Below are 16,043 nucleotides of genomic sequence, written 5' to 3'. Positions count from 1 at the left end.
AACCGAGGTCCACGGATTTGCAATCCGCTGCATAGCCACTCTGCCAAGGCGCCTTTTTTAATTCAACACTTTAGGGACTTAAGTAAGCCGCACCGCTGTGTTCGGGTGCCTACTTTACGGATTGAGGGGAGATAGTCAAACAAAAAAGTGAATTTAAATTCCGTTTGCTGACATTTAAATCAAATTGCTGCATGTTCGATCTCTTTAATCAAAAAACACACAGCAAAATCGAGTTAAACAAGATGTTCTAGCGCTACCACTTCTTCATGAAACGACCGACAAGACTCGGATGATACGCCCAGCAGTGGTCAAACATAGTCATAAGTTGAGGGTTGCCATACTTAGAAAGACTAACCGCATGGAAACGGTTTTTGTGTTCTTTCAACTTTTCAACCTGAGCAATCATTTCGTCTGATTGTTTCGGCGCAATAAAGTCAGAAAGTACGATTAAATCGGCATTCTTGTATTTATCACCAGTCATTAGGTCAATCGACTTCATGAGAACAGGTTCCAAATCCGTACCGCCGTGGAATGAGTAACTTAAGAAGTCGCTCGCTTCACGTAGGCCATCTTGCCTGGTTAACTCATAGGTAATCTGCTCAGAAGAAAAAAGAATCACATAACAGTCTCTCTCTTCTGCAAGAGCAATTTGCATTAAGGCATAAGCCATTGCTTTAGCAGACTGCTCAGGGAAACCACTCATAGAACCCGAAGCGTCCACACAGACGATAAACGGGCCCTTTTCAATATCGATGTTCTTGCTATCTGGTTTTTGCGCCTTCACTTTGCGTAACGTGCGTGATTTACCTTGCGAGCGATAGCTCAGTAAACGCTTGTCGGCCAAGTGCTTGTAAAAGATAACCTCAAGTTCAGGATAAGCTAAGAACATGGTTTCGTTTGGCAGCATCTTGTTAAGGTCATCACTTTCATGAATCCCGACAATATCATCGACCGCTTCATCGCTTTTCTCTTCAACCACCTGCAATTCTTCTACAGGGGCTTTGTGTAGCGAAGGATCATCTTCCTCACCAGCCATACGGCCTAGCTTTTCAGCGATCTCTTGCAAGCCCTTGTGCTTATTCAAGAACTCAGCATGACGTTTCATGATGGTAAGGTCTGTTTTGCTTAATTTGGCAGAAGCCATGTCCCACAAGCGCCCTACACTGCCTTCATCACCCGACTCAGTCACTTTATCCATGTTTTTCATGGTTTCCATGCGCTGATAAAGATCTGCTAAGACTTTTTCTTTGCTTGTTTCAAGTTCAGTTACTTGAGCTTGTTTAATCGCATCAGAAAGTGATTGGTACCATTGGTCGCAAAAGTAGTGTGGAAACATCGCGTTATAAACACCCTTGTTGTTCTCCATAAGGCGTCGAGCTTGTAGATAAAACGCTGAGTGCCACTCCAGCTTTTTGATAACGCTGTCAATCTCATCAAAGAACTGAGGTTCATCCCAGTAAATCACTTCTTGGTAAAGGGCGATTTCCTCTTGGAATCGATCAGTTTCACACACCTTAGTAACGCGTTTTTTAACTTTACCGCGCCATTTAACTAAGTGGTTTTTCACTGATGTTTTCACACCTTTGTTCTCTGCAGCCATCATGACTTGAGAACGAGCGATGAGATCATTCATCGCGGTATCAATGATTCCGGAATCAGCTACCATCAAAGCGAGGTTTAAGCCGTCTGCTCCTAACATATGCTCTCCTCTTACTCGAAGTACTGGCTCATAAACTTAATACGCTGAGCGATCTTGGCACTCTTCACTTTCGTGGTTTCAAGATCTTGCGTTACCGATTGCAAACTTGCTTCCATCGCTTTTGGTAAATCAGGGTCAATATAGTTATGAGGTAATGCATCATGGAATTCAGTACGAACGCGTTTTAACTTGAATTCAGCTTCAGTTAACTGTTCTAAGGCTTTCTCAGCGCCACTCAACCACTTGTTGTACAGTTCTTGGTCTAAACCGTCAGTAGTAACCACACTCACCAATACAGAGCGATTGGCGATGTCTTTAATCACTAATTGGTTTGATGCATCCAAGTCGAGTTTTAAACGGCATAGGTTTTTATTTTCGTTTACGTAACCGTAAATATCACCGTGACCTTCTTTAAGAACACGATCAAAATCGTCTTTGGCTACGTATACCCAACGGCTATCGCCTTTCTCAGATTCAGAAACCGACATGTTGCTTTGCAGCATAACCAGTTTCACTAGATTGTAAGCACTGCCCACGCTGTACATTTTCGCGTTCTTGATGTCATTCTGGTAAACATCTTTACGCAACAAGCCACTGGTTGACTCCATAGAAAGTGACACCGACAACGTTGATTCAACATCGTCTTGAATCTCTTCTAACTCTTCACGAGACATTTCAATTTGAGCTTTCGACTCTTGTTGATCAAACGCTCGGTTCAATGCAAAGTCTTTCACCACGCTACGAACCACATCACGTGATTCTGGGCTATGCCACAAACAATCTTGCAGAAGCATAATATCCAGCGGGTTCACGCTATCGCGACCACTGAAGAACGCACTCGCTTTCAATAGTTTAACGGCCTTCTTCCAGCGTCTGTCTGATACATACAATTCTGACTCTGAAGCAGAGCCTTGCTTCTTAACCGTCTCTTCAAGCATGGTTTTTAGTTCAAACAACTTATCAAACGAATTGTCTGTCAGTTCCAGCTTATCGAGCTCTTTCTGCCATTGATGGTATTCAATGTCCGTAATCGCCAAACCTTTTGGAATTACCGCTTCTTGAGAAGTACCCGTCGTCAGCATCGATTTGAAGTTTTGTTTGTTTTGAATACGGTTCACGAACACGCGTACCAACATACGGTCATAAAGTGCTTCCAAGCCGCTGTCTTCATCTGGAAGTTCGTTGGATGCCGATACTAGTAGACGCATCGGTACACGTTCAATATCACTGCCGTTTTTGAAAGTCTTTTCGTTAACGACAGTAAGTAGCGTGTTTAGGATTGCAGGGCCGGCTTTCCAGATCTCATCAAGGAATACAACTTGTGCTGTTGGTAGGTAACCTTCGGTCAGCCTTACATAACGACCGTTGTCTTTTAATTCTTGGATACTTAGCGGGCCGAACACTTCCTCTGGCGTAGAGAAACGTGTCATCAAATATTCAAAATAACTACTGTTGTCAAAAGCCTGAATAAGACGTTTTGCGATAAGGCTTTTTGCAATGCCCGGAGGGCCTAATAGAAACACGCTTTCACCAGCCAATGCAGCCAGTAAACATAGCTTAATCGTGTCTTCTCTTTCATAGACTCCATCAGAGAGAGCATGCGCTAATTTATTGATTCTTTCAGAGAGTAGCGCCTTGTCAGCATGTGAAGAAATAGAAGGGTTCATGCGTTACTCCGAAAATCTTTGAACAATTGAGAGTGTAGATATGTTTTTATACATTTGTTAGCACTTTGTTACAAGTGTATTTTATTATTGAGTTGCATTTATATCAGATGGTTACGTCGGTAATTTTGGCGCAATCATAGATTCCAATTATGAGAGTAACATCACGAACGGCGTGAAACTAAATCTATTGCTAAGCCTAATTTTTCTTTTATTTTCGACACCATAGACGTTATGGTGGTGCACGTCTTCCGTTATACGAAAAATTGGCAAGGAATGTGGCCAGACTGCATGAGTAAAGTTATCCATAAATGGAAAAGTATTTCTCTCATAGAAGAGAACGTGACGCTCCCTACGAACGTCGTGGTAAAACATACAACAATCAATCACCCTGGCGCGGCAGTTATTCTTCCTATCACTTCGTCTGGAAAAATCATCCTCATTAACCAGTTCCGCCCTTCTCTAAAGAAATGGCTTTTGGAACTACCCGCAGGCACGATGGAAATAGATGAGACACCTCTTCAATGTGCCCAACGCGAACTGGAAGAAGAAACAGGTTACAGTGCAACTTCTTTTCAAAGCTTGGGGCAAGTCACCCCTTTGGCTGGCTTCTGTGATGAGATACAACATCTGTTTGTCGCAAAAGACTTAAGCCTCACTACCCGCTTTGAATGCGATGACGATGAAGTAATAGAAGTGATCGAACTGAGTTTAGAAGAACTGCACGATAAAATACGACACGATCAAATCACTGATACCAAAACTATCGCTTGTTTAAGTAAAGCCCAACTATGTGGCCATCTATAGCCAATTATATGGCTACCTAAAGTACTCTAGGAGAGAAACATGGACTTTCGTTCTGATACCGTAACTAAACCTTCGCAAGCTATGCGTGACGCAATGGCAAACGCAGAAGTGGGCGATGATGTTTATGGCGATGACCCAACCGTCAACGAACTAGAACAGTGGGCAGCAAATGAGACAGGCTTTGAAGCGGCAATGTTTACCTCTTCAGGTACACAAGCCAACCTTCTTGGCTTAATGGCGCATTGTGAGCGTGGTGATGAATATCTGTGTGGCCAGCAGGCGCACAACTACAAATACGAAGCTGGCGGCGCTGCGGTCCTTGGTTCTATCCAACCTCAACCAATCGAGAATAACCCAGACGGTACTTTAGACTTTAAAAAGCTTGCCGCTGCGATTAAGCCCGACGACAGCCACTTTGCTCGTACCAAGATTCTTAGTTTAGAAAACACGATCAATGGTAAAGTGCTGCCAATGTCTTATCTAGCGGAAGCACGTGAGTTCGTAAACCAACACGGCCTGCAAATGCACCTCGACGGCGCGCGCGTATACAATGCAGCAGTAGCACTGGATGTTCACATTAAAGAGATCGCACAACACTTCGATTCAATGACGATCTGTTTATCAAAAGGCTTAGGCGCGCCGATTGGCTCTCTACTTCTTGGTAGTAAAGAGTACATCGCTAAAGCACGCCGCCTACGTAAAATGGTGGGTGGCGGTATGCGTCAGGCAGGTATTCTTGCCGCAGCAGGAAAAATGGCGCTCACGGAGAACGTGGCTCAACTTAAAGCTGACCACGACAATGCAAAAAATCTAGCGATTGGTTTAAACAAGCTAGAAGGTTTTTCTGTTAACCCTGATTTCATTCAAACTAACATTGTATTTGCTAAGTTAGATGAGTCTGTGGATATCAACCGAATCGCACGCGAACTGGGCGAACAAGGCATTACGATGTCACCAGGGAATCCTGTTCGATTTGTTACTCATAGAGATATCAGTTCAGAACACATCGCTACTTTCCTAACTAAGTTGGAAAATGCGCTTTAAGCCATACTAAATGTTCACCCAGAACAAATAAGACTTGAGCTTCCCCTTAGGGGAAGCTTTATGATCATGTTTTTACCGGAGTAAAAACGTGCATTACCCAACCTTCGCTCTAATATTGCTAGCTCTTTCCTCTAACCTTCATGCCTCTGATTTTGGCGACGCTGAACTAGGTAAAGTTAAATCACCAAGCTGCGTTTTTTGTCATAACCCTACCAGTCAATCGACTAATAACTCCTATCCTAAGCTTTCTGGTCAAGATCCAACCTATCTCTTTAATACAATGAAAGCGTATCAAAACGGAGATAGGCAGGGCGATTATGCGGATATGATGCGAGCACAACTGAGTAAGCTTAATGATCAAGACTTGAGAGACATAGCAGCTTTTTACGCTTCACAAGATTAGCGGCTCCCACCTTCATTAGGTCGATCATCAGCTAAATAAACATCACCAAGTCGCCTATACTTCAAGCAAACTCACTGAGCTCGTTGAAGGTCGGGATAGATATACCTTTACACGTATCATCCAACCCTTACAATGTGCAGCAAATATATTTATCAAGGTTTATCTCTATGTCTATTCAATGGTTTCCGGGTCACATGCATAAAGCCCGCAAAGAAATCGAAGAAGTTATCCCACAAGTTGATGTGATCATCGAAGTACTGGACGCTCGTATCCCGTTCAGTAGTGAAAACCCAATGATCTCTTCACTGCGCGGCGATAAGCCTTGTGTAAAAGTGCTGAACAAGCGTGACCTTGCAGATCCTGAACTGACTCAACGTTGGATTGAGCACTTCGAGAAGGAGCAAGGCGTTAAAGCGATTGCGATTACGACTAGCGTAAAAGAAGAAGTTAACCACGTTATGGAGCTGGTACGTAAACTGGCACCGCACCGTGAACAGATGGGCAAGAATATTCGTACAATGATCATGGGCATCCCGAACGTGGGTAAATCGACCATTATCAACTGCTTGGCTGGACGTACGATCGCGGTTACTGGTAACCAACCTGCGGTAACTCGTCGTCAACAACGTATCAACCTGCAGAATGGCGTGATCCTTTCAGACACTCCAGGAATCCTTTGGCCTAAAGTAGAAAACCCACACAGTGGCTTCCGCTTGGCTGCAACAGGTGCTGTAAAAGATACAGCAATGGAATACGATGAAGTGGCATTCTACACAGTAGAATACCTAGCAAAGCAGTACCCTAACCTTTTGCAAGAGCGTTACCAAATTGAAGAGCTGCCAGAGTCTGACATCGAACTGATGGAAGCGATTGGCCGTAAGCGTGGTGCACTTCGTGCCGGTGGTCATATCGACATTCACAAATGTTCAGAAATCCTGCTTCACGAATTGCGTAATGGCACTTTAGGTAAGGTAACGCTTGAGTTGCCAGAAATGATCACACAAGAGCTGATCGAAGTTGAAGAAGCGGCTGCGCTGAAAGCGGAACAACAGATTAAGAAAAAAGAAGAGCGTCGTAAGCGTTACCTGAAGAACAAGCGTTAATCGCGATTAGTTTTTATAATCTGCTTTAATTTCTGTTTACCACTCTTACACCAGCCTCTAGATATTCACGCTCTATCGATAATAGAGCGTGAATATTGCCCGCTACCGTTTGTTGATCTAGCTAACATACTGACAAATCTATAGAAATGGTCGTTTACAATCCCAAAGACTGTGACATACTACGCAAATTATTGTGTATCAATCTCGGCTAATTTCTCAATGCGCTCTTATTCTGGGTTCAAGAATCAAAGATTTAAAACCTATTTCGATAATGAAATTTATTTGCCGTACATAAATTTCATCTACATCCCTATCTCAATATTCTGTGCTTTTATCGTCACCGACTACATCCACTTTGGTAGCGAGTGCATTACGCCTATCATTTTCCGAGTCATACTTTTTTTATTGATGATGGCCGCCGCCAGATACTGTATTACAAACAAACCCAACGTTTTGAAACTCGTAGAAAGTGCCTTCCTTGTAATTAGCTCACTTTTCTTGGTCTATATCGGTCGACTAGCCATCGAGCTGAACAACTTCGATTACCAAGGTGGCATCATTTTAGTGATGATCTACATTGGTACGTTTTCAAGATTGTCAGCCAGATACAGTATATCTACGCTGTCGTTTATCTTTTTGGCTTATCTCATCGGCCTTGCGCCACTGCTTTATGAAGCGGAGCCAGAGCATGAAATAGAAACAATTTCCGTTTATATCTCGGCTTACATCCTAATCTCAGCGGCCTGTGTTAGACGTGACCTGGAAGTACACAAACGTTTCGCTCAATCCGAGCAACTCCGCAAACAAGCGATTCAGCTTCGCAAGCAATCTAATATGTTCGAGGCCCTTTCCTATCAAGACGCACTAACGGGCTGCTACAACCGCCTTTATCTTCATCAGGTGATAGAACCGAGCATAGACCGTCAGCGATCCATTACATCGCTCATGATAGATATTGATCATTTCAAATCGATTAACGACACCTACGGCCATCAAATGGGTGACATGGTGATTAAAGAACTGGCCGATGAGATTCAAAAACGACTACCGACTAGCAGTAACTGCTTTCGATACGGCGGTGAAGAGTTTTTGGTGCTGGTCCAAGGAGAAACCGAGGCTGCAATTGAATCGCTGGTTAATGCCCTTTTAGAATCCCCTACTCGCCTTAGATTAGAAGTAACAATTTCAATCGGTGTGAAACATGCCCATCAAGCCCTTGGTTCTGTCGAGCAGCTTATCGACGACGCTGACCAAGCACTCTACATTTCGAAAAAAGGCGGTAGGAATAAGATCACATGGTGTGATTAATCGCCCAATATTTCACGCATCTTTGCGAATCATTAAAACGACCACTAATTCAATCAAAAAAGCCCCGAGCAACTTAATACTCGGGGCTTTTGTCTTTGTTCTTCTGCTTTAAAATAGCTTCGTTAAGAACCTGCTACTCAGCAAAAAAACAGTATTCAACAAGAATCGACTAAGAATACACAACGCTCGCTGTTTTCTGTTCAAGTTCAACGGGAGAGCTCCAAGAAATCACTTTTTCATTCACTTGGCTGCCACATGGTGCGTTCCAAACTTGCTCTAGTTCTTCTTTGCCACCAATCGCCTGATAAAAAGCAATCGCTTGGTGGTTCTCAGACATCACCTCTAGGTAAAGCCCTGAGTCCGAATAGTATTGCTGCAACCACTTCGACAATTCAGACAACAGACGCTTGCCTACACCTCGTCCACGATAATTATTATCTACATGTAACGCATCGATGAACGTACCACGCTCAAAGTTGTGATTACCGAACGCGCAGACAAAACCAACCAGTAAACCGCCTTCCTCAAGCAATAAAACATGTTGGTTGAAAGGAGGATTAATCAAACGAGTCTGCCAAATAACAGATCTGTCCTCCAAAACATCATGTTCTAGGTAATCATCAGCAAGAATGCCACGGTAATATAGCTTCCAGCTATCCGCGTGTAATTGGGCAATCCGCTCATAATCTTTATATTCAGCTACCTTAATTTCCATTTATTAGCCCTTAGTACTTCCATTTATGACTTGCTACTACATTTCACACTACCTTTATACAATATTTAAGCAAAACATACTAATACACGTTTACACTTTCAATATTGACTTACACGTGTACGCTGATATTCTAGCGCACAGATGTAAGCCCAATGGAAATTTGCTAATGAATAGTGCCGACAAACAATCTACAAAAAAGCCGCCATTAATCTGGCTCAATATTTTTGTGTTCTCTTTTAGTATGCTGCTTGCTGTTGTAGCGGCTCCCGTTTATGGCTACTTTTTTGGCTATGGCATGGAGCACTGGATATGGCTAGCAATCTGCTTTACGTTCTGTAACCTTTCAATCACGACAGGTTATCACCGCTTATGGTCACATAAAGCGTTTGAAGCGCATTCAAGCCTAAGATTCCTGTTTGCATTAGGTGGTGCATTTGCCCTGCAGAACAGCGCGCTACACTGGTCTTCTGATCACCGTGTTCACCACAAGCATGTCGATAACAACGACAAAGACCCATACTCTGCAAAACGTGGATTTTGGTACTCACACATTGGCTGGATGGTTCGTAATTACAGCACCTCAATGTACGAAAACTACGAAAACTGCCGTGACCTTAAAAAAGATAAGATTGTTATGTGGCAGCACAAGCACTATGTTCTGTTAGCATTACTAATGAATTTCGGTGTTCCTATCACTTTAGGCGTGATTTACGGTGACGTGATTGGCATGTTGTTAATCGTAGGTGCAGTTCGTTTGGTACTTAACCACCACACAACATTCTTTATTAACTCTCTTGCTCACATCTGGGGTAGCCAACCTTTTACTGACAAAAACACAGCGCGTGATAACGGTGTGTTAGCAGTACTCACTTTCGGCGAAGGCTACCACAACTTCCACCACATCTTTGAGAACGACTACCGTAACGGCATCTACTGGTGGCAATACGATCCAACAAAATGGTTGATTAAGAGTGCTTCGTTGATGGGACTGGCAAGTAAGCTTAAGAAAACCCCTCAAGCTCGTATTGAGAAAGCTGAAGCGTCAATGTTACTTAAACGCACCCAGCAAAAAATCATGCATCGTGCCGACAAGCAACAAATCGCAGAGAAGCTTCAACAAGAGTTTGATGCTCTAGTATCAAACATGAACGAATATTACGAAGTTAAAAAACAGCTACTTGAAAGCAAGCGCGAAGACGTTGTGAAGAAGTACGAACACTCTGTTCTTAAGGTTCGTTATCAGCAAATCAAAATGAATTTCGAACAACAGAAGAAAAATTGGGCAATGACGGTTGAGCAATACGCTTAAGCTAAAACAGTACGCTTAACACCCCAGTAACAACACAGTTTGATTCTTATTCAAAAGCCCTCATATTGCTATTAGGGCTTTTTTTAATAAGCATAACCTACTCGGCTCTGGCCCTATGCTCTCGAGTTTGAATTGTGGATGGTAAGAACCATAGTTATTGGATTTCAGAACTCTTTCTTCATTCTAAATTTATTCTTATATTACTTAAACTTACCGAGTTTAAAGCGAAGGAATTGAAAATGAGCAAACTGACTATTATTGCAACGATCGTCTCTAAAGAAGACAAAACTGAGCTTGTAAAAGCTGAGATGATTAAATTGATCGATAAAACCCGTGTTGAAGACGGCTGTATTAACTACGATCTGCACCAAGATAACAGTAACCCTGCTCACTTCGTTTTTCATGAGAACTGGGAGTCTGAAGTTCATCTAGAGAAACACTTAGCGAGCCAACACATCGCTGACTACATGGCTGCGACTGAAGGTTGTATTGAAACCTTTGTGCTTAATAAAATGACGCACATTGCCTAACCAGTCACTCAGTACTAATTCAATAAAAAGCCCTGCTCTGATCGCAGGGTTTGTCTTTTCTACAAGCTTATATCTGCTCATTCTAATAATGAAAAAACCCGCCAGAGTAGCGGGTATGGTCAATAATCATGACTGTCAAAGACAGATAGGTAACAACCATCAATCCAATATTGAGTACCACTTTACAGTGGCACTCTGACATTTCTTTTGCTGATCGCTAGCACGGGGGCACTAGTTAAAAGCACGAGCCAAAATGCCATTCCCTTGATATTGGTAAACACTTGAATTACTACTTACAAAGACCGATTCTCCGGGCTTAAGAGAAACTGACCGCCCTTCTGAAGTGACGGTCGCCTCTCCTTCCACACAGAACAAGATCTCCGCGCTACGTAGATACTGTGACTTGCTCTCATCAGTCGCAGACAAGATATCAAAGCCAAAGTCATCCACTGGAATCGGATAACTCATCTTGCCCTCTTTCAATACAGGCTTAAGGCGGATATCTTCTGGCTTAATCGGCTCAAAGATTGTGTTGTCGATAAGCTCAGGGACATCGATATATTTGGGAGTGAGACCGGCACGCAGCACATTGTCTGAGTTTGCCATAATCTCTAAACCCGTACCTTGAACATAAGCATGTGGGGTTTCTGCGAACAGGAACATCGCTTCACCGGGCGCCAGCTCAACCGTGTTAAGCATTAATGGCGCAAATAAGCCAATATCACCTGGATAATGCTGTTTGAATTCGATGCTGTATTGAAGAGCTTCACGCCCCATGACCGTTTTGGCTGGTCGCGCATGTGCAGCATAAAGCTCATTAAGCGCAGACGCTTTGCGGTCACCTTCAAGAGACATAATGGCGCTAAAGAACGACTTCAAAGAATCACTGTCGGCATTGGCTTTTAGTACATTAAGCTCAATCGCTAACGAAGGAATATCCGCTTCTTCGAACAAGGCAATAATGTCGTCGATTGGACGAAAGCCATTCATCGCTTTGTAGAAGGTCAACGCATAAACCAACTCAGGTTTATGGTTTGGATCTTTGTAGTTGCGATTAGACGCATTCAAAGGGATACCAAGTGCATTCTCACGCTCAAAACCTAATTCTGATTTTCGCTTGTTCGGGTGAACCTGAATCGATAACGGTGTTTCAGCGGCCAACACCTTAAACAAGAAAGGCAATTCACCGAAACGAGCCGCCGTGTATCCGCCTAAGACATCGATTTTGTTTTCATCAATCATGTGAGAAAGCGATTCACCGGTATCGCCTACCTTTGAACAACCATTTGGATGAGCACCCATCCAAATTTCTGCTTGAGGTTCCTGGTTTGGGTTCACAATACCAAACAATTGGTTAATGGAGTCTTTGCTTCCCCATGCGTAGTTTTGAATAACGTTGTCGAGTTTAAATAGAGACATAATTACTTCTCATTAAAAATCTGGCTACCAAGCTTGAGCGTGGCGGCGATATTACGGGCAGTGCGAGTCAGGTTTTGATTCGCTTCTGATAAAACTTGGTCTAAAGACTGAGGTGAACGTACGGTTCCAAATAAGCTAGACATTGAGCCGTAAAGTTTTTCAACGTCTTGCCCCAAAGAGCCCGCAATTCCAATGGTTGGAATACTCAACTTTTGAGCTCGCTGAGCGATGCCGAAAGGTGTTTTACCTTGCAGGGTTTGGTTGTCCATCTGCCCCTCTCCGGTCACGACCAGTGAAGCACCTTCAAGAACCTTATCTGCATCCAAGGCATCTAATACCATCTCAATACCCGCTTTAATTTGGATATTGAATGCAAGACTTAACCCCAGAGGTGTACCACCAGCAGCACCAAATCCAGCTGTGTCGCGATGATTAGTACCCGTATGTGCTTGAGCGATATCGGCAAAGTGCCCGATCGCAGTATCAAGTTGTTCAACTTGAGCTTTTGATGCGCCTTTTTGCGGACCAAACACAGTACTGGCTCCGCTTTCGCCACATAATGGATTATTCACATCACACGCGACCACGAACGTCACTTCTTTGCATCTAGGGTGCAGTCCTTCAAGATCGATGCTTGCTAACCGGCTTAATTCGGCGCCGCCACCAGATAGCTCGTTGCCTTGCTTGTCTAATAACTTGCCTCCCAACGCTTGTAAGATGCCAGCACCTGCATCATTGGTTGCGCTGCCGCCCAAACCAATAATGATTTGTTCAACACCTTGATCTAGTGCATCTTTGATCAATAGCCCAGTACCAAACGAAGATGCGGTTAACGGTGCTCTTTCTTCTACGGTTAATAGGTCTAAACCCGATGCTTGAGCAAATTCCACCAAGGCAGTTTTTACGTTGGCGCCATCAACAGTCTGTTCCAACGAAGCCCAATAAGCCGTACATTCACGCCCGATTGGATCCGTCGTGTGCAGCCGTTGCTTCTTACCATTGAGCGCCTCTAGCAACACGTCTACCGTGCCTTCTCCGCCATCGGCGAGTGGCATTTTCACAAACTCTGCGTAAGGGAAAACATCGGCAAATCCACGCTCAATGCAAGACGCAACTTGATGAGCGTCGAGTGATTCTTTAAATGAATCAGGGGCAATTACAATTTTCATTGTCGTTCACCATTCCCGCCCACCAAGGTGAGCGGGTTATCGAAATTAGAATTTGATTTGGAATGTTTTTGCTTGGCAAGGTGCTATCTGGCCGAACTCTTCAGATGCTACATCACCTTCGCGTACGCGCTCGTCCATGCTTGTCTCTTTCCAGCTTGAAACCGCTTGAGTAAAAGAGATTGAATCCGATACTGAACCCGATTCTGCCGGGTTGTAGACACGCATGATCAGTGCATCTTCGTCTTCCGCTTTCTTCAGCACACTCAACACCGCGCCTGATTGTTGCTTAGACAGAAGGCTAAAACTCATAGGTAGGTTCTGCTCACCCACGTTGAGCTTCATCGCGTTGTAAGGGATCTTGTTGTAGCATTCGATTTGAGTGACATTGTCACGTGCTTGCGCCATGATGTTCGCGTCAATATGGTTACCAGAGAAACCGCACAACGTGAATTCACACACTAACTTACCGCGCACTTGCGAATCTGGTGTCGGAATCTTGATGCCTGATGGACGGCCTGGGCGAAGCAATAGCTCTTCTTTACCCAACACGCCGATACCACGGAACAGTGTCAGTGCGAAGGTATCTCGGTTTTCGTCACCTTGAGATGCAATCACCTCAAATTCACGTAGACCATTCGACATAATCGCCATGCCCGCTTTGCCGTTTTCTAATGCAGCGAAGTTCATCAGTTGGTAAACCGGAACCGGTGCTTCTTTCCACTTCTCTTCTTCCCAAACCGCCATTGCTGGGTCATTGGTTGGTCGAGTAATACAACCGAACTGGTTGTCTGCAACCACAGTTTCAGAAACGAATGGCGTTGGTACTAAGACACGTACACGGTGGTCGTCGGCTTGGTTGTCTAGTTCCATACGTACTTCAATGCGGCGAGAACCTTGCTTCAATACCACTTGGCATTGCGCTTCAACGAATCCGTTTTGACCCGTGCGTTCTTCACGCTCTGCAAGGTTTTCAGGTACGTTCATTCGGAAAGCGATGTTCGCTACCGAGTGGAAGCCTTGATGGTCAATCGATGTTTCGACTGGGAACTCGTCTGAATACAGTAACCATTCTTGACGAGATGGAGAGTAATCGTACTCATCACCGTCATCAGAACTGTCTTCCAAACGAAGTACTTGGTCGAATACTTGCTCTGTCTCTTTATCGAAAATAGTCAGAGTACCGTTGTCGTTTACATTGATTCGGTAGTACTCGTTCTCTAGTAAGTAGTCTTTTTGTTCTGCAACTTTTACTGCACCCTTCTCGTTACCTTGGATGTGTAACGTGGTGAAGCCCATCGCTGGCACAATGCGTTTGATTTGAATATCAAACTCCATGAACGGGTCGTAGTTACCGTAGTGAACGATTTGACGGTCTACTTTACCCGGGTCAATTTGGCGCTTGTCTTGGATGAAGTATTCAACTGGGTTTTCGTTTTCATCAAAGATAGAAAATTCTTGAGCACGGATAGTGATGGTTGTGTTCACCACTTCTTCACGCTCATACGGAGAAAGGTTAAACATCGCCAGTTTGTCGCAACCTTCGCGATCCGGCATATGGTCAACGATTTTACGTTTGTAGAAGTGGATTAGGTTTGTCGCCATGTCGTCCGCAAGGATGTAACGGTTTAGGATTTCAGCGTGTACCTTGTCTGAACAACAGCAACCAATAGAGTCATGAGCATGGTTCTTCATGCTCTCTTTCCACATTTTCTCAATCAAACCGTGGTGATATTCGAAACCTAATGTCCAAGCGATAGACGCTAGAGGTTCTAGGATGTTTACAATCTTGTTTTCGATTTCCGCATGGATCAGTTTGATGTCCATACGTGTTGACGAAATCGTGCGGTGAACACGCATGTATTTACCGTCGTTGAATTCGCCTTTGATTGTGTCGAGTTGGTCGCGCGCTGCTTCTACTTTCTCGAATACTTCTTCAAAGCGACTCATTGAGAACTCGCGATCTGGGTAGATTTCGCGAAGCTTGTCCATTACTTCAAAGATGTCTTTTTGAATCGGCATTTGGTCGTGGCCGTTCGGTAGCAAGATATCTTTAGTCACCGATGGCTTTTCTAGCACTGGGAAGTACTTATCTAAACGAGCACGCAAGCCTTCTTCGTCTTGTGGAAGGTATTTACCAATCGCGTAACCCAGCGGAAGCACTTGTGCCGTTACTTCACTGCCGTCATTAGACTGCCATAAGAATTCTGTTTTGTTGGTGCCATGACGCTCTGAACAACCACGCCAGAACATTGCACGCGTGATGTCGAAGCCGTTGTAGATCATTGGCAGCTGTGAGCTCATGCTAAATGAATCTGGTAGGTAACCAATCTTCATTGCATCGCCAAACTTCATACAGTCACGAATACCATACATCATGTTGCGTACAATTGACTCACCAGAAACTTGCATTGTGTCGGTTTGAGAATACCAAGGGCCAATAATTAACTTGCCCGCTTCAACCAATGCTTTTACGCGCTCTGTGTTTTCTGGTTTGATTGCGAAGTAGTCTTCTAAAACGGCGGTTTGACCATCTAGAACGTAGTATTTGTATTCTGGATCGCTCTCCAGACGGTTCATGATTTCTTCCATGTTGTTCACAAGAAGAATACGAGACTCTTCTGTTGTGAAATACCATTCACGATCCCAGTGCATGTGAGGAGTAATATGTACGCGTGATGTAGTCATAATCATTTACCTAAATGTGTCGCTTCGAGTAAAACTAAAGTTCGAACCCAAATACGACTAAATTGAATTTTTTCAAGGGGTTAAAATTGGCTGCCACTAAATTTAGGGTGCAGAAAACCACGCCCAGAATCTGTGTGAATAAAACCGTTAGGAGCACAGGTATTTAGGGCAGCCAGTTGTTTGTTATT

13 protein-coding genes are annotated in these 16,043 nt (G+C 43.9%); 7 read left to right on the top strand and 6 right to left on the bottom strand.

Annotated features, from left to right (window positions below; all coding sequences use genetic code 11):
• Positions 1-253: 253 nt before the first annotated feature.
• Both viaA and AB6E52_RS15160 read right to left on the bottom strand, forming a co-directional pair.
• Positions 254-1,699 carry an ATPase RavA stimulator ViaA gene (gene viaA, locus AB6E52_RS15165; protein ID WP_017064542.1) on the bottom strand — a complete coding sequence of 482 codons (1,446 nt, stop codon included), beginning with the start codon at positions 1,697-1,699 and terminating at the stop codon, positions 254-256.
• An 11-nt stretch (positions 1,700-1,710) separates the two neighbouring features.
• Positions 1,711-3,366: an ATPase RavA domain-containing protein gene (locus tag AB6E52_RS15160; RefSeq protein ID WP_017067123.1), complete on the bottom strand. Its 1,656-nt coding sequence runs from the start codon at positions 3,364-3,366 to the stop codon at positions 1,711-1,713.
• A gap of 288 nt (positions 3,367-3,654) precedes the next feature.
• Between AB6E52_RS15160 and AB6E52_RS15155 the strand changes: the two genes are divergently transcribed.
• From AB6E52_RS15155 to AB6E52_RS15135, 5 genes are all read left to right on the top strand, one after another.
• Complete coding sequence (locus AB6E52_RS15155; RefSeq protein ID WP_017062564.1) at positions 3,655-4,170, top strand: NUDIX hydrolase; 516 nt, start codon at positions 3,655-3,657, stop codon at positions 4,168-4,170.
• 39 nt (positions 4,171-4,209) lie between these two features.
• Positions 4,210-5,214, top strand: a complete 1,005-nt coding sequence (gene ltaE / locus AB6E52_RS15150) for a low-specificity L-threonine aldolase (protein WP_102320783.1) — start codon at positions 4,210-4,212, stop codon at positions 5,212-5,214.
• An 88-nt stretch (positions 5,215-5,302) separates the two neighbouring features.
• On the top strand, positions 5,303-5,617 hold the full coding sequence (locus AB6E52_RS15145; protein WP_102320782.1) for a cytochrome c: 315 nt from the start codon (positions 5,303-5,305) through the stop codon (positions 5,615-5,617).
• Positions 5,618-5,784: 167 nt separating this feature from the next.
• A complete protein-coding gene (ylqF, locus tag AB6E52_RS15140; RefSeq protein WP_029405588.1) occupies positions 5,785-6,720 on the top strand; it encodes a ribosome biogenesis GTPase YlqF in 936 nt (311 codons plus the stop codon).
• Between the two features lie 282 nt (positions 6,721-7,002).
• On the top strand, positions 7,003-8,028 hold the full coding sequence (locus AB6E52_RS15135; RefSeq protein WP_198594324.1) for a GGDEF domain-containing protein: 1,026 nt from the start codon (positions 7,003-7,005) through the stop codon (positions 8,026-8,028).
• Positions 8,029-8,197: 169 nt separating this feature from the next.
• Here AB6E52_RS15135 and AB6E52_RS15130 read toward each other — a convergent pair whose 3' ends face one another.
• Positions 8,198-8,743: an N-acetyltransferase gene (locus AB6E52_RS15130; RefSeq protein WP_017062600.1), complete on the bottom strand. Its 546-nt coding sequence runs from the start codon at positions 8,741-8,743 to the stop codon at positions 8,198-8,200.
• 166 nt (positions 8,744-8,909) lie between these two features.
• Between AB6E52_RS15130 and AB6E52_RS15125 the strand changes: the two genes are divergently transcribed.
• A complete protein-coding gene (locus AB6E52_RS15125; RefSeq protein WP_102320780.1) occupies positions 8,910-10,052 on the top strand; it encodes a fatty acid desaturase in 1,143 nt (380 codons plus the stop codon).
• Between the two features lie 239 nt (positions 10,053-10,291).
• Positions 10,292-10,582 (top strand): putative quinol monooxygenase, encoded by a 291-nt coding sequence (locus tag AB6E52_RS15120; RefSeq protein WP_017062602.1) that lies wholly within the window; start codon positions 10,292-10,294, stop codon positions 10,580-10,582.
• Positions 10,583-10,813: 231 nt separating this feature from the next.
• Here the strand turns inward: AB6E52_RS15120 and manA are convergent, their stop codons facing one another.
• Genes manA through mngB form a run of 3 tightly spaced genes read right to left on the bottom strand, consistent with a single transcriptional unit; the run spans position 10,814 to position 15,855 of the window.
• Positions 10,814-12,001, bottom strand: coding sequence for a mannose-6-phosphate isomerase, class I (gene manA, locus AB6E52_RS15115; RefSeq protein WP_017070588.1), 1,188 nt, complete (start codon positions 11,999-12,001; stop codon positions 10,814-10,816).
• A 2-nt stretch (positions 12,002-12,003) separates the two neighbouring features.
• Positions 12,004-13,170: a glycerate kinase gene (locus AB6E52_RS15110; RefSeq protein WP_102320779.1), complete on the bottom strand. Its 1,167-nt coding sequence runs from the start codon at positions 13,168-13,170 to the stop codon at positions 12,004-12,006.
• A 45-nt stretch (positions 13,171-13,215) separates the two neighbouring features.
• Positions 13,216-15,855: a mannosylglycerate hydrolase gene (gene mngB / locus AB6E52_RS15105; RefSeq protein ID WP_102320778.1), complete on the bottom strand. Its 2,640-nt coding sequence runs from the start codon at positions 15,853-15,855 to the stop codon at positions 13,216-13,218.
• Between the last annotated feature and the right edge of the window lie 188 nt (positions 15,856-16,043).

It is taken from the genome of Vibrio sp. 10N.247.311.13, from assembly GCF_041467595.1.
Classification (GTDB): domain Bacteria; phylum Pseudomonadota; class Gammaproteobacteria; order Enterobacterales; family Vibrionaceae; genus Vibrio; species Vibrio crassostreae_C.
Note: the sequence above shows the minus strand (reverse complement) of the source record. Positions and strands in the feature narration are given on the sequence as shown.